This window comes from Streptomyces sp. NBC_01089 (assembly GCF_045162975.1).
Classification (GTDB): Bacteria; Actinomycetota; Actinomycetes; order Streptomycetales; family Streptomycetaceae; genus Streptomyces.
This window is the reverse complement of the sequence record NZ_CP108660.1, coordinates 3793613-3818527: the sequence shown is the minus strand read 5'-3', so window position 1 is coordinate 3818527 and position 24915 is coordinate 3793613. Positions and strand designations below refer to the sequence as shown.

Below are 24915 nucleotides of genomic sequence, written 5' to 3'. Positions count from 1 at the left end.
TACCCTTAAACTGACGGATCGTCAGCTCAGGTTCGACAAACCGGCAGGTAGCTGAGGGGAAGCGAATGATTAGCAGTCAGAACGGGCCCACCGAACTGCCCAGGATCATCAGCGTGGACGATCACGTGATCGAGCCTGCGCACCTCTTCGAGACGTGGTTGCCCAGCAAGTACCGGGACTTGGGGCCCAAGCCCTTCACCGCCGGGATCGGGGAACTTGCGTACGTCGGCGGGAAGTACCGGTTCACCACCGACCCGGAAGGGCAGGTCACCGACTGGTGGCGGTACGAGGGGGAGATCTTCCCGTACAAGCGGATCATCGCTGCCGTGGGCTTCTCGCGGGACGAGATGACCCTGGACGGCATCACCCGTGAGCAGATGCGGCGCGGCTGCTGGGATCCGGCCGAGCGGCTCAAGGACATGGACCTCAACCATGTCGAGGCGTCGCTCTGCTTCCCGACGTTCCCGCGCTTCTGCGGGCAGACCTTCGCCGAGGCCAAGGACAAGGAAGTGGGCCTGGCCTGCGTCCGGGCGTACAACGACTGGATGGTCGAGGAGTGGTGCGGCGACAGCGGTGGCCGGCTCATCCCGCTCTGCCTGATCCCGCTGTGGGACGTCGGCCTGGCGGTCGCCGAGATCAAGCGGAACGCGGCACGCGGGGTCCGGGCGGTCACCTTCAGTGAGATCCCGACCCATCTGGGGCTGCCGTCGATCCACTCGGGGTACTGGGATCCGTTCTTCGCCGCCTGCGAGGAGACCGGCACGGTGGTGAACATGCACATCGGGTCGTCGTCGCAGATGCCCGCCGCGTCCCCGGACGCCCCGCCCGCCGTGCAGGCGTCGCTCTCCTTCAACAACGCGATGGCGTCGATGATGGACTTCCTCTTCTCCGGGGTGCTGGTGAAGTTCCCCCGGCTCAAACTGGCCTACAGCGAAGGCCAGATGGGCTGGGTGCCGTACGCCCTGGAGCGCGCCGACGACGTCTGGGAGGAGCACCGGGCGTGGGGCGGGGTCAAGGATCTGATCCCCGAGCCGCCGTCGACGTACTACTACCGGCAGATCTACTGCTGCTTCTTCCGAGACAAGCACGGTGTCGATTCCATCGAGACGGTGGGCGTGAACAACGCGACGTTCGAGACCGACTATCCGCACGTCGACTCGACCTGGCCGAACACCAAGGAGGTGGCCACCGACCACATGGCCGGCCTCTCGGACGACGTCACGTACAAGCTGGTGCGGGGCAACGCGATCCGCATGCTGGACCTGCCGTTCGACCAGGACCGGAAGACCACCACCGGCTGACCACGGCCCGGCCCGCGCCGGAGCGTTGAGGGCGGCGCGGGCCCTCAACGCTACGGTTCAGGTGTCACCCTGACATCGTGACACCCTGACCCTGCGGAGAGGCGATCGGATGCGGGAATCGACCGGGCAGGACACGGCTGGGCGGGACACGGCTGGGCGGGACACGGCTGGGCGGGACACGGCTGGGCGGGACGTGGGGGCGGAGGCGCTGGTCACGCTCGGCCGCTGGTATCTGCGCGACGCACCCGGCGCGCTCGGCAAGGAGTGGCTGGCGGGCCGGTTTCTGAATCCGCGGCTGCGCGAGCACCCCAGGCGGCGGGTCTCCGCGGACCGGTCCGGCGCGCGGTTCGCGCTCGACACCCAGGATCTGATCCAGCGCTATCTGTACTTGTTCGGCGGCTGGGAGCCGAACCTGACCCACTGGCTGAGGAGCAGGCTCCGCCCCGGAGACACGTTCGTCGATGTCGGGGCCAATATCGGTTACTTCAGCGTGCTGGCCTCGCGCCTGGTCGGCGACCGGGGCCGGGTGGTGGCCGTCGAAGCGTCTCCCGCGTTCCATCAGCGGCTGCTGCAGCATGTCCGGCTCAATGAGTGCGCCAACGTCCGTGCCGTGAACACAGCCGTCGCCGACGTCCGGAAGCAGCTGACGTTCGTCCTCGCCAGCTCGCACAACATGGGGGCGAACAGCATCGTCCCCTACGACGGGACCGCGGAGTCCACCTTCGACATCGAGGCCCTCCCGCTGGCGGAGCTGCTGCGGCCGGAGGAGATCGCCACGGCCCGGGTCATCAAGGTCGATGTGGAGGGGGCCGAGGGCAGCGTCATGCGGGGCCTGGCCCCTGTCCTGGACCGGCTGCGGCCCGACGCCGAGATCACCGTGGAGGTGACGCCCAGCCGGATGGCGCAGCTCGGGGACTCGGTCGACGAACTGCTGGACACGATGCGGGAACGGGGCTACCACGTCTACCGGCTGGCCAACGACTACACCCCGGAGAGCTACGTCGCGGCGGCACGCCGGCCGCCGCTGGCCCCCGTACGGTGGCGCGGACCGGTCACCGGCGAGAGCGACCTCGTCTTCTCCCGCGCCGACGCGGATGTGCTGGGCTAGGGGTGGGGCATGGGGCCCGGCGGCCCGGTGACCGGCAGCCGGACCCGGACCCGTCGGCCGGACCCGTCGGCCGGACCCGGCGGCCGGACTCGGGCCCGTCGGCCGAAGTCGAGCCCGGACCCGGCGGCCGAAGCCGAAGCCGGGTCCGTCAGGCGGACCCCGCCGGGTAGCCCCACCCGAGCTGCTCCAGCGCGCGCGACCTGGCTTCCACGACCGCCATCCGCGTATCGCGCTCGGCCGTGTCCGTGTGCGCCTCCTGGCTCGTGGCCTGTCCGGGCCACTTGCGGTACCTGAGGCCGACCTCGGCCGAGAACCAGCCCCGGCTGACCGCGTTCATGGCGAGCAGCAGCCCCGTGTCCTCGGAGGCGGGCAGCGCCATCCAGCCGCCGAGGGCGAGCAGCAGGTCGCGGCGGACGAAGAGCGTCGCCGGGTGGACCTGCGCCCGGTAACCGTTCGCCTTCCAGTGGGCGAGTACGGCTCCGCGCTCGATCGGCCCGTTGGCGGGGTCACCGTCGAAGCCGGCCGTGGAGCCGTCGGGGAGCAGGTCGAGTACGCGTGACGTCGCCCAGCCGATGTCGGGGTTGTCCTCCAGGGCGGCGAGGTCGCGGGCCAGTGCGCCCGGGGGCAACTGGTCGTCCGCGTCCAGGACTTTGACGTAGGCGCCGTCGGCGTGCGCGAGGGCCATGGTCCGGGCGACACCAGGACCCCCGGCCCTGCCCTGCCGGAAGGTCACCCGCTCGTCGGCCGGCACATGCGGAGCGACGTCCGTGCCCTTGCCGTCCTCCTGGATCACCCAGTGCCAGTCCCACCCCGCGGGCAGCTCCTGCTCGCAGAGCGACTTGTACGCCTCGGGCAGGAACGGTGCCGACGGGGCGTGGACGGCGGTGACGATGATGATGCGCCGGCGCACGGCACTCACCACCTTTCCAGGTGAGTGGTGAAGAGCAGTTCCGTGCGGTCGCCGGGCAGCGTGATGTACGACAGCTCCACCGCGCGGCCCTCGGTGTCGAACGACGTCTTGCGCAGGACGACGACAGCCGTCCCGGGCGGGAGGTCCAGCTCCTCCGCCTCCTCCGCGGTGGGCGGCCGGGCGGTGACCCGTTCCTCGATGCGGTCGATCTCGATGCCCACGGTGGCGAGCTGGTTCCAAGTGCCCCCGGGCCAGGGCTCGTTGGTTGCGTCCAGCAGGTCGGGGTTGCCCGCGACCATGGCGCGGACGAGATGCGATGTGACCAGGCTGAAGGGCGCGTGCTCGGCGCTGTACCGCGTCCGGTAGGACCGCTCGACGAGTTCGGTGCCGGGCGCGATCCCCATGGACTCGGCGATGTCCGCGTCCGCCGTGATCTCCCGGTACGCGGCACGGAAGACGAGGTCGTCGACCGTGAGCCCGGTGTCGTGCTCGGTCGCACCGGTGCTGGCGCGCCTCTCCTCGGGCTGGTGCGCCCGGTCCTTCTCCCACTGGTGCCGCGAGTTGCTGCGCTGTACGAGGGTGCGGGCGCGGCGCACGAAGTTCCCGCGGCCGTGCACCTTCTCGATCAGCCCCTCGGCCTGCAGCAGGCGCAGGGCGTCCCGCACGGTCGGCAGGCTCCGCCCGGACTGCTCCGCGAGCTTGGTCTCCGCGGGAAGCCGGTCGCCGGGCTTCAGCCGGCCCGTGCGGATGGACTGTCTCAGCTCATCCGCGATCCGCTCGTACGCCTTCGCCATGGGTGGCCACCGCTCCCTCGATCCGTGGCCCTCACCCTACGACTCCTCAAGAGGTCCTGACGAGTGAGGGAGTGTCAGCCAGTCGGGTCACGAAAAGGCCCGACCGCTGGCGACGGGGGATGCACCAGCGATCGGGCTGTATCCAACAGTAACAAGTGGCGGGGCGCACCGAGAACTGCTCAGCCGGATCCAGGAGTTGTGATTGCGGTCACCTGGCCGTACGGCTGCCCGCTCACGGCCGCCCGTACCCGACCGCACGCTCACGGCCGCCCCCATGGTTCGCCCCCGTGGTCCGCCCCGGGCCACGTCACCGGCCGCAGGGCGGCCCGTACGACAGCCGGGGCAGATACTCGTGCCATTTCTCCGGTGTCAGTACGCCCCGGGTGGCCGAGCAGATGCGGCTGACCGCCTTGTCGGCGTCCAGGTCCCAGAGCCGGACGGTATCGGCGCCGCTCGACACCCCGAGCAGATGGCTGTTGGGGCTGAACGACAGGAAATTGCCCGTCTTGGCGTTCGGGCTGAGCGACTGGCCGATCGGAGCGGCCTTGCCGGGGTGCGTGACGTTCCAGAGCCTGACCGTGTCGTCGTTGCCGCCGCTCGCCAGGGTGCGGCCGTTGCGGCTGAACGTCAGCGACACGACCGCTTCGGTGTGGCCGGTGAGCGTGGCGACCGGCCCGGCCGCCTCACGCGGGGCCGCGACGTTCCACAGCCGGACCGTTCCGTCGTCGCTGCCGCTGGCCAGCGTGCGGCCGTGCGGACTGTAGGCGAGCGCGTTCACCGGACCCAGATGGCCCTTGAGCGGGGTGCCGAGCCGGGTGGCGTGCCGGGGGTCGGTCACGTCCCAGAGCCGGATGGTGCCGTCGGCGCTGCCGCCCGCGAGCATCCGTCCGTCCGGGCTGAACACGAAGGTGTTGACGTAGCCCCTGGGGCCGGTGAGCGGCGCACCGAGCGGTACGAGGTGCGAGGGATCGCTGACGTTCCACAACCGGATGGTGCGGTCGTCGAGAGCGGTCGCCAGGGTGTGCCCGTCCGGGCTGAACGCCAGCGCGTCGGGGCCCGCGAACCGTGTCCGCAGCGCGACGGGCGGGCCGTAGGGGACAGGCCGGGCCGGGTCGGTGACGTTCCACAACTGCACCGCACGGCTGCCGGTCAGCACCGCGAGTGTGTGACCGTCGGGGGAGAAGAGCAGCGAACGCGGATCGCCCTTCCCCGGCCTGAACGCCCTGCCCAGCAGCGCGGGCCGGTTGGGGGACCTCACGTCCCACAGCCGGATCTTCTCGTCGCGTGCGGCCGTGGCGAGCACCTTGCCGTCCGGGCGGAACGCCCCTATCCGACCCGTCATGTCCGCCGTGGGGATCGACCAGAGTCTGACCTTGTTGTCGCCGCTCCCGGTGGCCAGGGTCCGTCCGTCGGGGCTGAAGCCGACCGCGTACATCTCGCCGCTGCTGCCGGCGAGCGGCTCGCCGACCTGCGACGGGTACGCGGGATTACTGACGTTCCACAGGCTCGCCGTGCTGTCGGCGCTGCCCGCGGCGAGCATCGTCCCGTCGGGGCTGAACGCCACCGACCAGATGGGCCCGGTGTGGCCGGTGAGCGGCTGGCCGAGTTCGGTGGCGTGCCGGGGGTCGGACACGTCCCACAGCCGGATGGCGTCGTCGGCGCCGCCGCTGGCGAGCGTACGGCCGTCGGGGCTGAACGCCACGGAGTGCACCGTGCTGGTGTGGCCGTTCAGGACCCGGCCGACCGGATCCGGACGGCCTGGACGGGCCATGTTCCACAGCCGGATCGTGCCGTCGTCGCCGCCGGCCGCCAGGGTCCGCCCGTCGGGGCTGAACGCCACCGAACGCACGGCGGCGGTGTGGCCGGTCAGCACACCTGCGGGCTTCGGGCGGCTCGGGTCGTCCACTGTCCACAGCCGTACGGTGTGGTCCTCGTTGGCCGAGGCCAGCGTGTGCCCGTCGGGGCTGAAGGCGAGGAGGTACGCCGTGCCGCCGTCGCCGGTCAGGGGCTTGCCGAGCGGCTTCGGGTGGCGGGGATCCCGTACGTCCCACAGCCGGATCGTGCCGTCGTCCGACGTGCTGGCGAGGGTGTGCCCGTCCGGGCTGAAGACCGCGCTGCTCACCCAGCTCGTATGGCCGGTCAGCGGCCGGCCCAGCTTGTGCGGATGCGTCGGGTCGGTCACGTCCCACAGCCGGATGGTCCGGTCGTAGCTCGCCGTGGCCAGCGTCCGGCCGTCCGGGCTGAACGAGGTGAGGTAGACGGCGCCGGTGTGGCCGAGGAGCGGTGTGGCCAGCGGCGCGTTGACGATCGAGATCAGCCGGTTGGCGGTGGCCTCGTCGCCCGGCCGCAGATGGTGCGCCACCAGATCGAGTTGGGCGGCCAGCGAGGGATCCGTGTACTGGACGCGGTCGGCTTCGGCGACGACCTGCTCGAACACGGCGTCGTCCCGCTGCTGCCACGCGAGCACCGCCGAACCGACGGCCAGCATCGCCAGGACGACGAGCGCCGACACCGCGCCGCGGCTGATCCAGACGGTGCGTCTGCGCAGCCGGGCCGAAGCGGCCAGGAACTCCACCGCGCTCCGGGTCAGGAAGGTGTCACCTGCCGACTTCGCCCAGCTGCGGGTCTGTTCGAGCCGGGACCCCCGGTAGAGCAGCGACGGGTCGCGGTGGGTGGCCTCCCAGGCCCTGCCGTCCTCCTCCAGCTGCTGGCGGGAGAGGTTGTCGTTGCGGTCCTCGTCGATCCACTCCCGCAGGCGCGGCCAGGCGTGCAGCAGCGCTTCATGGGTGATCTCCACGGTCTCCGAGTCGAGGGTCACCAGCCGTGCGTGCACCAGCGCTTCGAGCGATTCCTCCGTCCTGTCGGGGTCCGTCGACTCCTCGGCCAGCTGGCGCCGTGTCTCGCGCCGCCGGGTCGCCTGGGTGTCCTCGCCCAGCCTGACCAGCCTGAGGAGGAGCAGCCTTGCGGCCGTACGGGCGGCCGGGCCGAGGCTGGACCAGGCGCGCTCGGCGGTCGCCGCGACCGCTCCCTGGATCCCGCCCGCCGCGGTGTACCCGGCCAGCGTCAGCCGTCCCGCGGTACGCCGCTGCCAGGTGGCGAGCAGGGCGTGCGAGAGGAGCGGCAGCACCCCGGCGTGCGTCCCGCTCCCGCGGGGGCTGTCGGCGCTCACCTCCCGGACGATCAGCTCCGCCAGTCCCGGTTCGAGCTCCAGGCCCACGGCCCTGGCCGGGCTGGTCACGGCTTCGCGCAACTCGGCGGTGGTCAGCGGGCCGAGCACCATGTGGCGGTGCTGCAGGGCGTCGGCCAGTTCGGGATGTCCCAGGCACTGTTCGTAGAAATCGGCGCGTATACCGAGGACGACGAGTGCGGGGGCGTCAGGGGTGGCGGCGTCCGGTGCGGGGGCGGGAGCCGAGGGGTCGGCGGTCGTGCTGATGGCATGGAGCAGCTGGATGAAGGCCCGCCGGTTCCGCTCCTTGGAGCAGAGGGTGAACGCCTCCTCGAACTGGTCCACGATGATGACCGGCCGGGCGGAGGCCGGTGTCCCGGGGGGTGTCTCACGGCTCGCGGCCGCACGGTCCGTCGTCTCACGGTCCGTCGTCTCACGGTTCCCGGTCTCACGGCTCGCCGTCTCACGGTTCGCCCAGGTGGTGATGGCTTCCCTGGCGGCCCGCGCGAAGCGGTGCGTCCCGGAATCGTCCGCAGCGGCCGCCCTCGCGACCGGGACGACATGTGCGAGCTCAGGAATCAGGCGGGTCAGCTCCGCGAGAGGATCGGCTCCCGGCACCAGCTGGAGCACCGTCCCCGCCGGGCCGCGCCCTTCGCCCGGGGCGCCGTCCCGCAACGCGGGCACCACGCCGGCGTTCAGCAGGGAGGACTTCCCCGACCCCGAGGCGCCCACGAGCATGACCAGGCCGCCCGTCCGCTCCGCTGCCCGGAGCTGGGCGATGAGGGCGTCCCTGCTCCGCTCCCGGCCGAAGAACCACCGGGCGTCCTGCTGACGGTACGGAGCGAGCCCCCGGTAGGGACACACACCACCGGGAACGGCCGCGGCCTCTCCCGGAGGGCGCCGCTGCTCCTCCGTCGCGGGCGCCGCGGGATGGTCGCCGACCGGGTCGGCCACCGCCTGCTCCCACAGGCGCTGCCACTGGGCGAGGTCGTACAGTCCGGCGGACACGGGTGCGGGCTGCGAGCGCCGCGCCTGGGGGATCAGTACGTGCAGCACCGCCGCGAGGGCGACGAACTGGGCAGGGACGTTCCTGGCCCGCCGCCAGTCGCTGATCCGCTGGGCGGAGACCCGTACGGGCCGACTGCGCTCGTCGACCCGCTGTAGCCGGACGACCGCCTCGGACACACTCTTGAGGGGAGGGTTTCCGGCCTCCCGGTAGAGCAGCGCGAGACGTTCCGCCAGGGCTGTGCGCGCCCCTGAGTCGAAACTCAAGGTCCCCACCCCTTACTTCCCCGCAGCTGACGTCCGCAGCTGACATCCGCCGGCGTCCGGACCGGAAAACTCAGCCTATCGGGCTGACCTGCGGCTAGTCGTGGGTACGAGCTCCGGACCACCCCTGGCGGAAGCCATAGCTGGCAGGATCACGACCCAGCAGCGCACCACCCGGGTGGCGCCCGGGCGGCCCACCAGCACAGCGCTCGGAGAGATACGTCATGACGCCGCATGTTCTCGGTCAACTTCCACCGTAGCCAAGAGACCGTAGCCAAGAGCAGGCACCCGGACACGAGCGGACACCGCGTGACGAGCGGGCACCGCGTGACAAGAGGCACGGCACCGCACCGAAACGGCGCGGATCGATGCAGCCCGCGTTCGGTACCGGTCCCCACAGGGGAGGGACCGGTACCGGACGGCGCGGCGTACGTAGCCGGATCCACCCTCGATCGTCAGGCCCCTGTCTGCGGGTACGGGGCGGTCTGCGGGTGACCGGGGTGGGGCGATGGCACCGGGGGCCATGCGGACGCTTCGGTGTTCCGGGGCAGGTGCCGGCTCTCGTTCCGGGCCTCGCTCCCGCTCTCGTGCGGCCGGTGTGCGCCGTACACGACCAGCGCCCAGGCCAGACAGGCGAACGCCACCGTGTGCAGGAGCGCCCGGACGATGTTCCAGAGGACCCACTTGTTCTCGAAGTCCGCGCGTACCGTGGCCAGATGTCCGATATGGCCGGGATCGCCCGCTCTCGCGAGCTGGTCGTTGAGAGGGACATTCACGCCGCCGGTAACGGCGAAGGCCACCACGTACAGGGCCAGCGCGGCGATCAGCCAGGGCAGAGCGGAGCGTCCGTGACCGCGCCAGGCCAGGACGACGGCCAGACCGAGCAGAGGGATCGTGCCCATGAAGGGGAGCATGAAGACCGGGTTGAGGATGGCCTTGTTGATGCCCTGCATCGCCTCGATGAAGGTGCGGTCGGACGACCGGCCCAGGCCGGGCATGACCGCGTAGGCGAACGCGGCGAACAGTCCGGCCATGAGCCCTGTGGAGACGGTGGCGACGAGCAGTACGCCCGTCTGCAGGTGTTTCATGCTGAATCCTCCTGATTCCGTGATCCGGATCGCATCGACGGCACCCATGACGGCGTCGCCGCGGCCCAACTATCGATGCCGGGGAATCCGTCGGCAACAGCCTTTGCTGCACGGCGTGTTGACCTCGCGATCAACGAGAGCGAGGGCCGGCGATGGCAGCGGGTGGAGCCGTTCGGCGGCACCGTGTTGGCGCACCAGCAGCGGGACCGACTCGATCCGCCCTAGGCGACCACGAGCACGATCTTGCCCCGGATGTGCCCCTGCGCGGCGCGTTCGTGCGCTGCTCGGGCGTCCGACAGTGCGAACGTGCTGTCGATCGCGACGCGTACCGTGCCCGCTTCGAGCAGGCGGCCCAGTTCGGCCAGTTGCGCGCCGTTCGAGCGGACCTGGGTGCCGGTGACGGTGACGCCCAGCTTCGCGGTCTCCTCTTCGTCGAATTCGCCGAAGAACACGGGGAACTGGGAGCCGCCGCGCTTGAGTGTGCGCAGGAAGCGGCTGCTGTGCGGGCCGCCGACGGTGTCGAGGACGACGTCGGCGTCGCGTACGAGTTCCTCGGGGCGGCTGCTGGTGTAGTCGATGAACTCGTCGGCGCCCAGCTCGCGCAGGAACGGTTCGTGCGCGCCCGATGCCACCGCGATGACGTGTGCGCCCTTCCACTTCGCCAGCTGTAGCGCCAGGTGTCCGACGCCGCCCGCGGCGCCGTTGATGAGCACCGTCGTACCGGCGCCGAGCGGCACCGGCCGGTGTCGCGCCTCCTGGAAGGGCGAGGGGTGGTCGTGTCCGAGCTCGATCAGGAACTGCCACGCGGCGAGGCCGGCCATCGGCGCCCCGGCCGCGTGCACATGACTGACGCCGGCCGGCTTGCGTGCGAGGTCCGCGGCGGGCGCGGCCACGTACTCGGCGTACGTGCTGCCGTCGAAGCTGGGGAAGCGGAGCAGGCCGAAGACTTCATCGCCCACGGCGAGACCGTCCACGTCGGCGGCGACGGCCTCGACCACGCCCGACACGTCCGTCCCAGGGATCACGGGCAGAGCGAACTCCGGCCTCGTCTCCGGGGGCAGGTTGGACATCCCGTCGCGCAGATACCAGTCCGGCGGGTTGACGCCGACCGCGTGTACGCGAACGAGCACCTCACCCGGCCCCGGCTGGGGAACCGGGACCTCGTCATATCGCAGCACCTCAGGGCCCCCGTGCTCATGGAGCCGGATGGCCCTCATCGTGTGTGTCGGCATCGATTTCTCCTGTCAGCGCTGCGGGATAGACTCATCCGGATCGGCGATCCACATAAACGGCTCACTGGTTCGAATATATGGATCACTGATCCGGATAGTCAAGGCGGCCGGGTGATCGAGGCCGGACAGTCGAGAGAAGGGACCTGAGCCGATGCGGGCCGACGCCAGGAAGAACCGCGATCACCTGCTCGCGGTGGCGGGTACCGCCATCGCCGAGCAGGGTGTGGACGTGTCTCTGCGCGATGTCGCGCGCAAGGCGGATGTCGGGCTCGCGACGCTGCTGCGTCACTTCCCGACGCGCGAGGCGCTGCTCGACGCCCTGCTCCGTACGAGCTTCGACGAGCTGACGGCGCAGGCGGTCCAGCTCGAAACGGCGGACTCGGCCGCCGACGCTCTGGTTTCGTGGCTGCGTGACTGTGTCGCGTGGACAACCGAATACCGGGGCGTGACCGTGCTGATGGCGGCTGCCATCGAGGACACCGAGTCCGCGCTCCACGCTTCGTGCGTCACCCTGCGCGCCGCCGGTGCGCGGCTCCTCGCCCGCGCCCAGGCCGCGGGCGCGGCGCGGAGTGATATCGATGGCGCCGATCTGTTCGCACTGGTGGCGGCGCTCGCGTGGATCGGTGATCAGCCTTCGCTCGCGCCGAGCGCCGATCGCCTCTTCGATGTCGTCGCCAGCGCGATTCTGGCGAGCGTGGAGGGTGGGAGTGGGGGCGGGGTCGGCTGATGGGTGTCCTGTTGTGGCGTCGAGTGGTGCCAGGCGGTGCCAGGTGGCGCCAGGCGGTGCCAGGCGGTGCCAGGTGGCGCCATGTGGCGTCACCGTGTGCTTCTTGAAGCGCCTGATTGTGCGTGATGTGGGGTGCATCCAGGCTGTCGTCTAGACGTTTCCGCAGGTCGTGGGGTACTCGCCCGGCCCGCGCCCCTTCGGGTGTCATTGTGCCTTGCGTGTGGCGCCAAAATGGTGCCATGATGGCGTCATGGATCTCACCCCGTATGTCGACACCCTCCGCCGTGAACTCGCGGTGGCCGCCGAAGCCGGCGGCGACGAAGCCCGCGAGCTGGCCGACAGGCTCACCGCTCCTCTGGAGTCGGCGACCCGGCTGACCATGCTCAACGTGCTCTCCGCCGCGATGGACGAGATCACCCGTGAACTCGCCCCCGGCTCGGTCGACGTACGGCTGCGTGGGCTCGACCCCGACTTCGTGGTGACGCTGCCGCCGGGCGGCGGCGCCCCCGCGGAGCCCGCCGCGCCCGTCGAACCGCTCAAGGCCACGGCCCCGGCCGATGCCGACGAGGGCGGCACCGCCCGCGTCAACCTGCGCCTGCCGGCCCACCTCAAGTCCCGGGCCGAAGAGGCCGCGACCCGCGAGGGCCTGTCGGTCAACGCGTGGCTGGTGCGCGCCGTGTCGGCCGCGGTCGACGGCGGCACCCGGTCGCATACGACGGAGAAGACTCGGACCATCGGGCAGGGCTACACGGGCTGGGTGCGTTAGCGGAACTCTCCGCCCGCCCAAGCCACTTCACCCACACCACTTCACCCACGCCGCGAACACCCACACCACTTCACCCAAGCCGCGCACACCCAAGAGGACGGGACAGCCATGCCTTCTTTCGACACTCCCGAACCGATTTCGGTCACCGCCCACGTGGGCGCCGGTTCCATCCACTTCACCGCGGACGACCGCCCCGACACGGTGGTCGAGGTGCAGCCCCGCGACCCGAAGCGCGACAAGGACGTACGGGCCGCCGAGCAGACCGAGGTCACATACGCCGGCGGCGTCCTGACCGTCAGGACGAAGGAGCGCCGCATGATCGGGCCCTCCGGATCCGTCGACGTGACGGTCGGACTGCCCACGGGCTCGCGCATCGAGGCGACCGGCTCGTGGACCCAGGTGCTCGGCGAGGGCCGGCTCGGCGAGGTCCAGGTGAAGACCTCGTCCGGTGACGTCCGCCTGGAGGCGACGGGGCCGCTCCAACTGACCGCGTCCCACGGCTCGATCACCGTCGACCGGATCGACGGTACGGCCGAGATCACCACCAGCTCCGGCAGTATGCGCGTCGGCGCCGTCCACGGTTCCGCCGTCCTGAAGAACTCGCACGGCACCACCACCGTCGGCACCACGACCGGCGACCTGCGCGTGAGCGGTGCCAACGGCGACATCGACATCGCGCGCGCCGCGGGTTCGGTCGTCGCCACCACCGCCAACGGCACCCTGCGGGTCGGTGAAGTCAGCAGCGGATCCGTCCGGTTGGAGACCTCCTACGGCGCCATCGACCTGGGTGTACGCGAGGGCACCGCTGCCTGGCTCGACGTCAGCTCGGGTCACGGCCAGGTGCGCAGCACGCTCGCCGCGTCCGAGAGCCCGGAGGAGTCCGAGGACACCGTCGAGGTCCATGCCCGTACGCGCTTCGGAAACATCGACGTCCACCACGCCCGGGTCTGAAACACCGGACAGCCGGCCCGCCCACGAGCCAGCCGCTCAAGCCCAGCGGCTCAAGCCCAGCCGCTCAAGCCCCGTCACTCAAGCAGCCTTCGAAAGGGAGGGCTTCATGGGTTCACCTGTCATGCCCACATCCAAACCGTCCGTTGCCGTTTCCGCCGCCGGCCTGCGCAAGTCCTACGGTGACCAGCTCGTCCTCGACGGCATCGATCTGCGTATCCCGGCAGGCACCGTCTTCGCGCTGCTCGGCCCGAACGGCGCGGGCAAGACCACCGTCGTGCAGATCCTCTCCACCCTCATCTCCGCCGACGCCGGATCCGGCGACATCCGCGTCCACGGCCACGACCTGGCCGCCGATCCGCAGGCCGTACGGGCCGCGATCGGCGTCACCGGGCAGTTCTCCGCCGTCGACGGCCTGATCACCGGCGAGGAGAACATGCTCCTCATGGCCGACCTGCACCACCTTCCGCGCCGCGAAGGACGGCGGGTCGCCGCCGAACTGCTCGCTCGATTCGACCTGGTGGAGGCCGCGAAGAAGCCCGCCTCCACCTACTCCGGCGGTATGAAGCGCCGCCTCGACATCGCCATGACACTGGTCGGCGCCCCGCGGATCATCTTCCTCGACGAGCCCACCACCGGTCTCGACCCGCGTAGCCGCCACGCCATGTGGGGCATTATCCGCGAGCTGGTCTCCGACGGCGTCACCGTCTTCCTCACCACGCAGTACCTGGACGAGGCCGACGAACTCGCCGACCGCATCGCCGTGCTCAACGACGGGCGGATCGCCGCCCATGGCACCGCCGACGAGCTCAAACGGCTCATCCCCGGCGGGCACATCCGGCTCCGCTTCACCGACCCGGCCGCCTACCGGTCCGCGGCCATCGCGCTTGAGCCCGCCCTGAAGCCCGCCCAGACGGAGCCCACCGCCCAGGCGGAGCCCACCGCCCAGGCGGAGCCCACCGCCCAGGCGGAGCCCACCGCCCAGGCGGAGCCCACCGCCCCGAAGGAGCCCCTCGCCCCACGGGCTCCCGGCCTCGCCCGCCCCGGTGCTGTGGCCTCCGACGAGACGCTGTCGCTGCACATCCCCAGCGACGGCAGCCAGCGCGAACTGCGCTCCCTCATCGACCGGCTGGACGCTGCCGGTATCGAGGCGGACGAACTGACCGTGCACACCCCCGACCTCGACGACGTGTTCTTCGCCCTGACCGGCGCAGGTGTGCCCGCCCGGAACAACCAGCCGAAGGAGCCTGTCCGATGAGCGCGCTCTCCCTCGCCGTACGCGACTCGACCACGATGCTGCGCCGCAATCTGCTGCACGCGCGCCGCTACCCGTCGATGACCCTGAACCTGCTGCTCACCCCGGTCATGCTCCTGCTGCTCTTCGTCTACCTCTTCGGGGACGTGATGAGTGCGGGCATCGGCGGCGCGGGTGCGGACCGTTCCGCCTACATCGCGTACATCGTCCCGGGCATCCTGCTGATGACCATCGGCAGCACCGTGGTCGGGACCGCGGTGTCGGTCTCCAACGACATGACCGAGGGCATCATCGCCCGCTTCCGCATCATGTCGATCCACCGCGGCTCGGTGCTCGTCGGGCATGTGGCGGGCAGTGTGCTGCAAGCGGTCCTGAGCGTGGTCCTGGTGGGCGCCGTCGCCGTGGCCATCGGTTTCCGGTCCAGGGATGCCGGGGCCCTGGAGTGGCTGGCGGCCTTCGGGCTGCTCGTGCTCTTCGCCGTGGCGCTCACCTGGATCGCCGTCGGCATGGGCCTGATCAGCCCGAACGCCGAGGCCGCAGGCAACAACGCGATGCCGATGATACTGCTGCCGCTCCTCTCCAGCGCGTTCGTCCCGGTCGACGCGATGCCGGGCTGGTTCCAGCCGGTCGCCGAGTACCAGCCGTTCACCCCGGCCATCGAGACGCTGCGGGGGCTGCTGCTCGGCAGCGGGATCGGCGACAACGGGTGGCTCGCGGTGGCCTGGTGCCTGGCTCTCGCCGTACTCGGCTACTTCTGGTCCACATCGAAGTTCGACCGCGACCCGGCGTAGATCCGGGAACAGCCGGACAGCCGGACAGCCGGAACAGCCGGGCAGCCGCACAGCCGGACAGTCCGGCCCGGGCAGATGGTCGCCCGCCCGGGTCGGGCGAGGGGTCAGGCAGTCGCCGGGCCGGGCTGCCCGGCTGTGTCCGGCGCTGTGATGCCCCGGGTGATCGCCTCGGCGGCGAAATCGATGAGGTCCGACGGGTCGACGTCCGTGGGCCAGTTGTTGACCAGGGTGTCGGAGATGCCCATCAGCCCGGACAGGACGAACGGCAGGAGCGCGGGGTCGTCCCGGAGGCAGCGGCCCTCCTTCGAGGCCGCCTCGATGAGCGCGGAGCGGAGCGCCTCGTTGTAGAGGCGCGTCGTCTCGCGCACCTCGGCCACCGATTCGCGCTCGTAGCGGGCATCCCCTTCGACCGTGCGCCAGGTCGCGATCAGCCGGCCCACCCGGACCCACTGACGGGCGGTCTGGGGGATCACCGACGCGATCAGCGCTGCGACGCCCCGGTCCCTGGGGAGGGCCTCGACGAACGCGGCGGACTCGGTCTGGCTCTCGCCGAGCAGGGCGATGAAGATCTCCTGCTTGTCGGCGAAGTACTGGTAGATCAGCCCGGTACTGGTGCCTGAACGCTGGGCCACCGACCGGATCGTGAGCGCCGCGTACCCGCCCTCGTCCAGCAGCTCGGCAGCCGCGTCCAGGGTCATCCGGCGCCGCGCCTCCGCATCGCCGTAGGCGGACTTCCTGCTCGATTCGGTCATGCCCTCACGGTATCCGGTGGCGGCGGCGCGGAATCGGCAGCACGGAATGAACGTTGTTCATAATGCATTGAACAACGTTCATTCTGTCGTTACAGTCCTCTCCATGACGCTCTCCGAGATTCCTCAGGGCGCTTCGCGCCACGCTGCGGACGGGCGGGCCGCGGCGGATGTCGCCACGGCGGCCGGCGCCCTGCTGCTCGCACACCGGACGGATCAGGAAGAGGCGGGTGCCGACCCGTCGGACGTACGCAAGGCGGGGGACCGGCTCTCGCACGAGTACCTGGTCGCCACGCTCGGCCGCCGGTTCCCCGGCGACGCGGTGCTCTCCGAGGAGGGCGCCGACGACCCGGCCAGGCTCGGGGCCCGGCGGGTGTGGATCGTCGACCCGCTCGACGGCACCCGCGAGTTCGGTGAGCCAGGCCGCACCGACTGGGCCGTCCACGTGGCGGTGGTCGAGGACGGCCGGCTGGTCGCCGGCGCGGTCGCGATGCCCGCGCTGGGCGCCACCTTCTCGACGGCGGACACCTTCGCCCCGCCCCCGCCGCTGCCCGCCGTCCCCCGCGTGGTCGTCAGCCGCACCCGCAGGCCCGAACCGGTCATGGCCATGGCCGGCGCACTCGGCGCCGAACTGATCGAGATGGGCTCGGCCGGTGCCAAGGCGATGGCCGTGGTGCGCGGCGAGGCCGACATCTACGCCCATACCGGCGGGCAGTACGAGTGGGACTCGGCCGCCCCCGTCGCGGTCGCCCGCGCCGCCGGACTCCACGTGTCCCGCGTCGACGGGTCCGCACCGCACTACAACCAGGAGAACCCCTGGCTGCCCGACCTGCTGATCTGCCGCCCCGAACTGGCGGATCAGGCCCTGGGGGTGCTCGGACGATGACACTCACCCTGACCCATCTCGAACGGCTCGAAGCCGAGAGCATCCACATCATGCGGGAGGCGGTCGCCGAGAGCGAGAACCCCGTGATGCTCTACTCCGTCGGCAAGGACAGCGCGGTGATGCTGCACCTCGCGCGGAAGGCGTTCTACCCGTCCAAGCTGCCGTTCCCGCTGCTGCACGTGGACACCACATGGAAGTTCCGCGCGATGTACGAACTGCGCGACCGGACCGCAGCCGCCGGGGACCTGGAACTCCTCGTCCACAAGAACCCCGAGTGTGTGGAGAAGTCGGTCAACCCGTTCACCCACGGGTCGGCCACCCACACCGACATGTGGAAGACCGAGGGGCTCAAACAGGCTCTCGACCTCCACAAGTTCGACGCCGCGTTCGGCGGTGCGCGCCGCGACGAGGAGAAGTCCCGCGCCAAGGAACGCATCTTCTCGATCCGCTCGGCCGAGCACCGGTGGGACCCGAAGCAGCAGCGCCCCGAACTGTGGCGGATGTACAACGTACGCAAGTCGCCCGGTGAGAGCCTGCGCGTCTTCCCGCTGTCCAACTGGACCGAGCTCGATGTCTGGGAGTACATCCGGCAGGAGCAGATCCCGATCGTGCCGCTCTACTTCGCGGCGAGGCGGCCGGTCGTCGAACGTGACGGGGCGCTGATCATGGTCGACGACGAACGGATGCCGCTGCTGCCCGGTGAGGAACCCCAGCTCAGGAGCGTGCGATTCCGCACCCTCGGCTGCTACCCGCTCACCGGAGCCGTCGAGAGCACCGCCGATTCCCTGACCGCCGTCATCCAGGAGATGTTGCTGACCTCCACGTCCGAGCGCCAGGGCCGCGTCATCGACCACGACAGCAGCGCGTCGATGGAGAAGAAGAAGCAGGAGGGTTACTTCTGATGACCGGATCCAACGACCTGATCGCGGACGACATCGAGCAGTACCTCGAACGGCACGCGAACAAGAGCATGCTCCGCTTCATCACCTGCGGCAGCGTCGACGACGGCAAGTCCACGCTCATCGGCCGGCTGCTCTACGAGTCGAAGCTGGTCTTCGAGGACCAGCTCACCGCCCTGGAGGCCGACTCCCGCAAGGTGGGCACCCAGGGCGAAGGACTCGACTTCGCGCTCCTGGTCGACGGGCTGGCCGCCGAGCGCGAGCAGGGCATCACGATCGACGTCGCCTACCGCTACTTCTCCACCGAGCACCGCAAGTTCGTCGTCGCCGACACCCCCGGCCATGAGCAGTACACCCGGAACATGGTCACCGGGGCCTCCACAGCGGACCTCGCGGTGATCCTGGTCGACGCGCGCAAGGGCGTCCTCACCCAGACCCGCCGGCACTCCTATCTGGTGTCGCTGCTGGGCATCCGCCATGTGGTGCTCGCCGTCAACAAGCTGGACCTGGTCGGCTATGCGCAGGAGGTCTTCGAGCGCATAGCCGCCGAGTACACCGCGTTCGCGAAGGAGATCGGGCTGGGCGACGTCGTGCCCATCCCGATCTCGGCGTACGCGGGGGACAACCTCACCGAGAACAGCGGTGAAACCCCCTGGTACCGGGGCCCGACGCTCATGAAGCACCTGGAGACCGTCGAGATCGACGAGGACGTCGTCGCCCGCCCGTTCCGGCTGCCCGTGCAGTGGGTGAACCGGCCCGATCTGGACTTCCGCGGATTCTCCGGGCAGATCGTGAGCGGGGCGGTGCGGCCAGGCGACCGGGTGCGGGCCCTGCCCAGCGGCAGCGAGTCATCGGTCGCCCGCATCGTCACCATGGACGGTGACCTGACGGAGGCGACCGCGGGGCAGTCCGTCACCGTCACGCTGACCGACGAGATCGACATCAGCCGCGGTGACGTGCTCGCCGCGGCGGACGCCCTGCCCGGTGTTGCCGACCAGTTCGAGGTACGCCTGGTGTGGATGGGCGAGGACGAGATGCTGCCCGAGCGGCCGTACCTCTGCCAGATCGGGACCATGACGGTGCAGGCGCGGATCACCAAACCCAAGCACAAGGTCAACGTCAACACCCTGGAGAAGACGGCGACCGACACCCTGGCGCTCAACGAGATCGGCGTCTGCGACATCAGCTTCGACCGCCAGGTGCCGTACGACGCGTACACCGCCAACCGCGACACCGGCGGCTTCATCCTGATCGACCGGCTGACCAACAGCACGGTGGGCGCCGGCATGATCGCGCACCGGCTGCGGCGTTCGGACAACCTCCACTGGCAGGTGGTCGATGTCGACGAACGCGCGCGCCAGAAGCTGATGGGCCACCGCCCCCAGGTGCTGTGGCTGACCGGGCTGTCGGGCTCCGGGAAGTCGACCCTCGCGAACGAGGTCGAGCGCCGGCTGCACGCCCTCGGCACGCACACCTGTCTCCTGGACGGCGACAACGTACGCCACGGCCTCAACCGGGACCTCGGGTTCACCGACGCCGACCGTGTGGAGAACATCCGGCGCGTCACCGAGGTCGCCCGGCTGATGGCCGATGCCGGCCTGATCGTCATCGCGTCGTTCATCTCGCCCTTCCGCGCGGAACGGGACGCGGCCAGGGAACTGGTCGGGCCCGAGCGGTTCTGCGAGATCCATGTGGACACCCCGCTCGCTGTCGCGGAGGAGCGGGACCCGAAGGGGCTCTACGGGAAGGCGCGCCGCGGCGAGCTGGCCCACTTCACCGGCATCGACTCGCCCTACGAGGCGCCGCGTTCGCCCGAGGTACGGATCGACACCACGGCCGAATCGCCGGAGCAGGCGGCCGACCGGATCGTCGCCTTCCTGCGCTCACGCGGCGCCATCGCCTGACCGGGCCGCGCCGCCTGCGCATGGCGTGGCCGACCGCACCCCTTGACCGGGCGCACCCCTTGACCGGGCACCCCTTGACCCGGCGCACCGCCTGCGTATCGCCTGACCGAGCACAGCACCCGCACCGTGGCATCCACCGCGACAAGGAGATCCACCATGCCCCCCAGCCGGGACGACATCTGCTCTGCCATCGAGTCCTACGTGAAACACCTCGGGAACCACGACGTCGACGCGCTGGTCGCGCTGTTCGCCGAGGACGCCGTCCAGCACGAACCGCTCGGTGTCACCAGTCACCGGGGCACCGACGCGATCCGGACGTTCGACACCGAGAACGCCAAGGTCGACTTCACGGTCAGCCTGCTCTCACCGATCACCGTGAACGGGAGGTACGCCGCGACCCAACTGCGCGTGGAGCGAGCCGGTATGGCCGCCTTCGCCGCCACCGACCTGTTCGAGTTCGACGACGCCTGCCGGATCGTCTCGCTCAGCGTCGTCATCGATCCCCGGGCGCTGGCCGGCCCGGCGGGGGTGGCGGAATGACAGAGACACCGATCCCGCTGCTGGAGGGGAAGGCCGTGCTGGTGTCGGGGGTGGGACCGGGGCTCGGCAGGTCACTCGCCGTACGCAGCGCCCTCGCGGGGGCCCGGGTGGTGCTCGCGGCCCGCACCCGTTCCAGGCTCGAAGCGGTGGCCGACGAGATCCACGGCCTCGGTGGCCGGGCGGCCGTGGTGACGGCCGATCTCACCGACGACGCGTCGGTCGGCAACCTCGCGGAGAAGGCGTACGAAGCGTTCGGCCGGCTCGATTCGGTGATCCACAACGCGTTCGTCCAGCCCGCCCGGATCCGGCTTCTCGACGCCGAGCCGGACGACATACGGCAGGGGCTCGACATCAATCTGATGGCCGCGCTGAACCTCACCCGCAAGCTGGTGCCCGCGCTCGTCGAGTCGCAGGGCTCGGTCGTGATGATCAACTCGATGGTGCTCCGGAACCAGCTGCCGGGCTTCGGCGCCTACCGGATCATGAAGGCGGGCCTGCTGGCCCTCGCCAGGAGCCTGTCCGTGGAGCTCGGGCCGCAAGGGGTGCGCGTCAACTCGGTCGCACCCGGCTACATCTGGGCGGACTCGGTCAAGGCGTGGTTCGAACGCCAGGCGGCCGAGCGCGGCGTCGACCCGAGCGTGGTCTACGACGAGATCGCGGCCGGAACGGACCTGCGCCGGCTGCCCGAACCCGACGACATCGCGAACAGCGCGGTCTTCCTCGTCTCCGACCACGCGCGGGCGATCACAGGGCAGTGCCTGGACGTCAACTGCGGGCACAGCCACCACTGAACAGGAGAGGGACATGACCGCACAGGACACCCCCACAGTCGGCACCGCCGACGAACTCCTCGCCCTCGCGGCCGGGACGACCGGACTCACCGACTTCGGAGACGACGACTTCCGCGAGGGTCTTGAGGTGCTGATCTCCAGCTTCGACGCCGACTCGCGGCTCACCCCGCACGGCGTGACGATCGCGCGCGCCATGATGACGAAGGCGCTGGTCGGCAGGGTGCGCAGCGAGGCCGCGTTCGCCCGGTACCCCGAGCACACCGAAGTCGGCATCGAACGCCCGGTCTTCGTCTGCGGCCTCATGCGCACGGGCAGTACCGCGCTGCACCGGCTGCTCTCCGCCGACCCCGCCCACCAGGGCATCGAGACCTGGCTCGCCGAGTCCCCGCAGCCGCGGCCCACCCGTGAGGACTGGCCCTCGCATCCCGAGTTCCGGCGCTCCCAGGCCCACTTCGCGGCCCGTCAGCGCGCGGAGGCCGAGCTGATGAAGGTGCACTTCATGGACGCGGACGAAGTCGAGGAGTGCTGGCAGCTGTTGCAGCAGTCGATGCGGTCGGTGGCCTTCGAGTGTGTCTCGTACCTCCCCACGTACTCGAAGTGGCTGGCCGGACAGGACTGGACCGGTACATACGCCCGGCACAAGAAGAACCTGCAGCTGATCGGCGCCAACGACCCGGGGAAGCGCTGGGTGCTCAAGAACCCCAGCCATGTCTTCGCGATCGACGAGATCATGAGCGTCTACCCGGACGCCTTGATCATCCGGACGCACCGCGCGCCGCGGACGGCGATGGCATCGACCTGCAGCCTGGTCGAGCAGGGCAAGCACGACATGTCAGCGGCGCTGGACCGGGAGACCATCGGCCGCACCCAGCTCGGCCTGTGGGCACGGGGAATCGAGCACTTCGAGGCGGCCCGCCGCCGCTACGACCCGCGGCAGTTCCTCGACGTCGACTACCAGGGCTTCGTCACCGATCCGCTGGGCACCGTCGAGGGCATCTACGACCGCTTCGGCCTGGAGTTCACGACGGAGGCGCGCGGGGCGATCGAGGCCGCGCACCGCAAGAGCCTGGGCGCCCACCGCCGCCCCGACCACCGGTACTCGCTGGAGGACTTCGGTCTGACCGGGACCGAGGTCGACGAGCACTTCCCCGCCCACGCTTGACGCGAGGCCGCCACCGCCACCCACACACCGAGCCGCCCCCATCCCACCGAGCAAAGGGAATCGCCATGACCGCCGCAAGCGCTGTATGGGAGAAGTTCTGCGCGGATCTCCGGGACGTCGGAGACCTTCTGCAGGACGACATCGTGCCGCAGGACCCGCTGACGCAGGCCGAGGGCGTCCGCTACCTGAGCCGCCTGCTGAGGTACGCGACGATCAACTGCGTCGAGTGCACCGACCCGCGCTGGCCGAGCTTCACGTCGGCGTCCAACCCGAACATGAGGACGAAGATCGGGGCCGACAACCCCGACAACGTCTATATGCGCTCCAACATCTCCGGGAAGCACACCTACCGGATCACCGGCACCCGCGGCACCGTTCCGCTGTTGACGTTCGGCTCACGCGTCAACCGCTACCACATCGACGGCACCATGCTGCAGACCGGCGATCTGCACGCCCACGACCTCACGGTCGACGAGCACGGCCGGTTCTCGTTCATCGCCGGCACCGACAAGCCTGCGGAGGGCGACTGGCTGCCGCTCGCGCCGGACAGCAACCTCATCTCCGTACGCCAGACCCATCAGGACCGCGTCAACGAGATCCCGGCCGATCTGTCCATCGAATGCCTGGACCCGGACGGCGAGTTCACCCCGCTGACCCCGGAGCAGATGGGCGAGCGCCTCACCGCGGCCCTCGGCAACGTACGCGGCACCACGAAGACCTTCCTCGAGTGGAGCCGCAAGTTCATCCCGCGGGCCAACGAAATCGTGGACTGGGGCCAGGACTTCTTCCAGGGGGCGGGCGGCGACCCGACGATCTTCTACCTCCACGGGTACTGGAAGCTGGCGGAGGACGAGGCGTGGGTGATCGAGACCGAGGTGCCGAACTGTGAGTACTTCAACTTCGTCCTGCAGAACTTCTGGGTGGAGTCCCTCGACTACCACCGCACCAACATCTACATCAACAACCACACGGCCAAGCTGAACGACGACGGCAGCCTGACCATCGTGGTGGCGTCGAAGGACCCGGGCTGCGGCAACTGGATCAACACCGACGGCCACCGCGAGGGCACTTTCGCGATGCGCTGGATCAAGGCCGACTCGCACCCGATCCCGACGTCGAAGGTGGTGAAGCACCAGGACTTGGCCGGGCGATCAGGTTCGTAGCGTTCCTCGTCGAAGCCGGTGGCCGTCCGCCGCGTGATCCTTGCGCCGGCGGGCGGCCCGGCTGTCGACAGGCCCTTGCGGTGACCCGCGGTCAGTGAGCGGTGCGCCGTCGCATGAAGCGCACCCGGCCCGCCACCACCAGCAGCAGAAGGCTGTAGTACTGCAGCACGGGCACGGCGAGCGCGATGGCGAACGCGACGACCACGGCGAGGACGGTGATGAAGCTGTCGGCGTACAGGTCCGCGGTCCTCCGGCGGGTCCCTTCGCTGTCCCCCTCGACCATCCCCGGGTTGTTCTTCAGGATGTTCAGCATGGCCAGCCGGCACACCATGCCGGCCAGGAGCGCCGCGTAGTAGAACGCTCCCACGAACCGGTCGTGGCCGCCGAAGGCGCCCATCATCTCCGTCGGGAGGGGTATGACGACGACGGAGAGCAGCCACCCCATGTTCCACACCGTCAGGGAGCGGGAGGCCGTCCTGACCGTCGAGAAGGCCCGGTGGTGCTCCCGCCAGATGTTCGCGATGACCGCGAAGCTGAGCAGGAAGCTCCAGATCTGGGTGAGGTGACCGGTGATCACTTCGCTGGCGGGCTTGTGGGCTGCCGCGGCTTCCGGGACGAGGTCCACCAGTGGCAGGATCAGCAGGGTGATGGAGATCGCGGTCACCGCGTCGGTGAAGAGCACCAGGCGCTCGCCCGAGACACCCCCCTCGTCCCTGCCGGACGCGGGAACCGACGGCTCCGCCGGGTCGCCCCCTCCCGTCCCGTTCTCGCCGACGACGCCACTGGCACCCATGCGTTTGCACCTCTCCCTTGTCCTGCCTGCCGCCGCGACCGGACTCCGTCCGTCGCGACAGCGGCGCTGCACTCTCCCCACCCGACTCCTGGACCAGCACTGATGGGTAGGTCTGGATCAAGTACTAGCCTAGTGGCTTGCGTTCGGGCCATCCTCGCTGGACGGCCTCGACGGTCGTCGACGGGCTCACGTTGAAACAGAGCCTCGCACCGGGTGCCAACTCGCGGGTGGCGTCGACGAGGATCTCGAAGAGCGGGGTCAGCGCCGGGTCCAGCCGGATGCCGGCGCCGATCACCACGATGTCGTAGTCCTTCCCGGACAGAGCGGCGCGGTAGACCGCCTCGGCCGTGCGGCCGTAGTCGAGCAGGCAGAGGTCGACGGTGAAGCCGAGCCCCTCCATCCGGGCCCGCTCGGCGGCCACGCCGACCCGGACCGTTTCGGCGTCCATCTCGGGGAACGCCGCCCGCGACGAGGGTGCGTCGTCCACCAGCGCGGGATCAAGACCGACGGTGAGCAGGGACGGTGACATGCCGTGGTACCTCCTGGGCGTGTGCTTCGGGCGTTGTGCCTTCCGCTGTCCGGACCGAGACTAGAAGGCGGGGCAGCCGCCCGGCCATCCCGCACTTCTGGGGTACCGGTCGGCCGGTGAGTTCCCCGGTGGCCGCGGCCCAGC

Annotated in this window: 22 protein-coding genes; 14 read left to right on the top strand and 8 right to left on the bottom strand. The window is 70.2% G+C overall.

Annotated elements, in window-relative coordinates; genetic code table 11:
* Positions 1-65: 65 nt before the first annotated feature.
* On the top strand, positions 66-1301 hold the full coding sequence (locus OG510_RS16860) for an amidohydrolase family protein (RefSeq protein ID WP_406137754.1): 1236 nt from the start codon (positions 66-68) through the stop codon (positions 1299-1301).
* Positions 1302-1533: 232 nt separating this feature from the next.
* On the top strand, positions 1534-2409 hold the full coding sequence (locus tag OG510_RS16855) for an FkbM family methyltransferase (protein WP_406142422.1): 876 nt from the start codon (positions 1534-1536) through the stop codon (positions 2407-2409).
* 148 nt (positions 2410-2557) lie between these two features.
* Here the strand turns inward: OG510_RS16855 and OG510_RS16850 are convergent, their stop codons facing one another.
* From OG510_RS16850 to OG510_RS16830, 5 genes are all read right to left on the bottom strand, one after another.
* On the bottom strand, positions 2558-3319 hold the full coding sequence (locus tag OG510_RS16850; RefSeq protein WP_406137752.1) for a glycosyltransferase family 2 protein: 762 nt from the start codon (positions 3317-3319) through the stop codon (positions 2558-2560).
* A 5-nt stretch (positions 3320-3324) separates the two neighbouring features.
* Positions 3325-4113: a GntR family transcriptional regulator gene (locus OG510_RS16845; protein ID WP_406137751.1), complete on the bottom strand. Its 789-nt coding sequence runs from the start codon at positions 4111-4113 to the stop codon at positions 3325-3327.
* A gap of 307 nt (positions 4114-4420) precedes the next feature.
* Positions 4421-8560: a hypothetical protein gene (locus OG510_RS16840; RefSeq protein WP_406137749.1), complete on the bottom strand. Its 4140-nt coding sequence runs from the start codon at positions 8558-8560 to the stop codon at positions 4421-4423.
* Positions 8561-9003: 443 nt separating this feature from the next.
* Complete coding sequence (locus tag OG510_RS16835; RefSeq protein ID WP_406137748.1) at positions 9004-9636, bottom strand: DUF1772 domain-containing protein; 633 nt, start codon at positions 9634-9636, stop codon at positions 9004-9006.
* Between the two features lie 221 nt (positions 9637-9857).
* Positions 9858-10868 (bottom strand): NADP-dependent oxidoreductase, encoded by a 1011-nt coding sequence (locus OG510_RS16830; protein WP_406137746.1) that lies wholly within the window; start codon positions 10866-10868, stop codon positions 9858-9860.
* 151 nt (positions 10869-11019) lie between these two features.
* On the opposite strand from OG510_RS16830, the gene OG510_RS16825 reads away from it, so the two are divergent.
* The 5 genes from OG510_RS16825 (at position 11020) to OG510_RS16805 (ending at position 15355) form a co-directional block, all read left to right on the top strand.
* Complete coding sequence (locus OG510_RS16825; RefSeq protein WP_406137745.1) at positions 11020-11595, top strand: TetR/AcrR family transcriptional regulator; 576 nt, start codon at positions 11020-11022, stop codon at positions 11593-11595.
* Positions 11596-11845: 250 nt separating this feature from the next.
* Positions 11846-12361 (top strand): toxin-antitoxin system HicB family antitoxin, encoded by a 516-nt coding sequence (locus OG510_RS16820; protein ID WP_406137744.1) that lies wholly within the window; start codon positions 11846-11848, stop codon positions 12359-12361.
* Positions 12362-12469: 108 nt separating this feature from the next.
* On the top strand, positions 12470-13312 hold the full coding sequence (locus tag OG510_RS16815) for a DUF4097 family beta strand repeat-containing protein (RefSeq protein ID WP_406137742.1): 843 nt from the start codon (positions 12470-12472) through the stop codon (positions 13310-13312).
* A 106-nt stretch (positions 13313-13418) separates the two neighbouring features.
* Positions 13419-14567, top strand: a complete 1149-nt coding sequence (locus OG510_RS16810; protein ID WP_406137740.1) for an ATP-binding cassette domain-containing protein — start codon at positions 13419-13421, stop codon at positions 14565-14567.
* Positions 14564-15355, top strand: a complete 792-nt coding sequence (locus tag OG510_RS16805) for an ABC transporter permease (RefSeq protein WP_406137739.1) — start codon at positions 14564-14566, stop codon at positions 15353-15355. Before OG510_RS16810 ends, OG510_RS16805 begins: the two co-directional genes overlap by 4 nt.
* A gap of 104 nt (positions 15356-15459) precedes the next feature.
* On the opposite strand, the gene OG510_RS16800 is transcribed toward OG510_RS16805, so the two are convergent.
* Complete coding sequence (locus OG510_RS16800) at positions 15460-16107, bottom strand: TetR/AcrR family transcriptional regulator (RefSeq protein ID WP_406137737.1); 648 nt, start codon at positions 16105-16107, stop codon at positions 15460-15462.
* 103 nt (positions 16108-16210) lie between these two features.
* On the opposite strand from OG510_RS16800, the gene OG510_RS16795 reads away from it, so the two are divergent.
* The 7 genes from OG510_RS16795 (at position 16211) to OG510_RS16765 (ending at position 23449) form a co-directional block, all read left to right on the top strand.
* Positions 16211-16990: a 3'(2'),5'-bisphosphate nucleotidase CysQ gene (locus OG510_RS16795; protein ID WP_406137735.1), complete on the top strand. Its 780-nt coding sequence runs from the start codon at positions 16211-16213 to the stop codon at positions 16988-16990.
* On the top strand, positions 16987-17892 hold the full coding sequence (gene cysD, locus OG510_RS16790; RefSeq protein WP_406137733.1) for a sulfate adenylyltransferase subunit CysD: 906 nt from the start codon (positions 16987-16989) through the stop codon (positions 17890-17892). Before OG510_RS16795 ends, cysD begins: the two co-directional genes overlap by 4 nt.
* Complete coding sequence (gene cysN, locus OG510_RS16785) at positions 17892-19793, top strand: sulfate adenylyltransferase subunit CysN (protein WP_406137732.1); 1902 nt, start codon at positions 17892-17894, stop codon at positions 19791-19793. Before cysD ends, cysN begins: the two co-directional genes overlap by 1 nt.
* Before the next feature lie 156 nt (positions 19794-19949).
* Entirely contained in the window at positions 19950-20333 is a 384-nt protein-coding gene (locus OG510_RS16780; RefSeq protein ID WP_406137731.1) for a nuclear transport factor 2 family protein, read from the top strand.
* Positions 20330-21124 (top strand): SDR family oxidoreductase, encoded by a 795-nt coding sequence (locus OG510_RS16775; protein WP_406137729.1) that lies wholly within the window; start codon positions 20330-20332, stop codon positions 21122-21124. The genes OG510_RS16780 and OG510_RS16775 overlap by 4 nt, the downstream gene beginning before the upstream one ends.
* A 13-nt stretch (positions 21125-21137) precedes the next feature.
* Positions 21138-22286 (top strand): sulfotransferase family protein, encoded by a 1149-nt coding sequence (locus tag OG510_RS16770; RefSeq protein ID WP_406137727.1) that lies wholly within the window; start codon positions 21138-21140, stop codon positions 22284-22286.
* A gap of 65 nt (positions 22287-22351) precedes the next feature.
* Positions 22352-23449 (top strand): DUF1214 domain-containing protein, encoded by a 1098-nt coding sequence (locus OG510_RS16765; RefSeq protein ID WP_406137725.1) that lies wholly within the window; start codon positions 22352-22354, stop codon positions 23447-23449.
* Positions 23450-23540: 91 nt separating this feature from the next.
* Here OG510_RS16765 and OG510_RS16760 read toward each other — a convergent pair whose 3' ends face one another.
* Both OG510_RS16760 and OG510_RS16755 read right to left on the bottom strand, forming a co-directional pair.
* The gene (locus tag OG510_RS16760; RefSeq protein WP_406137724.1) at positions 23541-24242 is read right to left on the bottom strand and encodes a TMEM175 family protein; all 702 of its coding nucleotides are present in this window, start codon (positions 24240-24242) and stop codon (positions 23541-23543) included.
* A 124-nt stretch (positions 24243-24366) separates the two neighbouring features.
* On the bottom strand, positions 24367-24771 hold the full coding sequence (locus OG510_RS16755) for a hypothetical protein (RefSeq protein ID WP_406137722.1): 405 nt from the start codon (positions 24769-24771) through the stop codon (positions 24367-24369).
* Between the last annotated feature and the right edge of the window lie 144 nt (positions 24772-24915).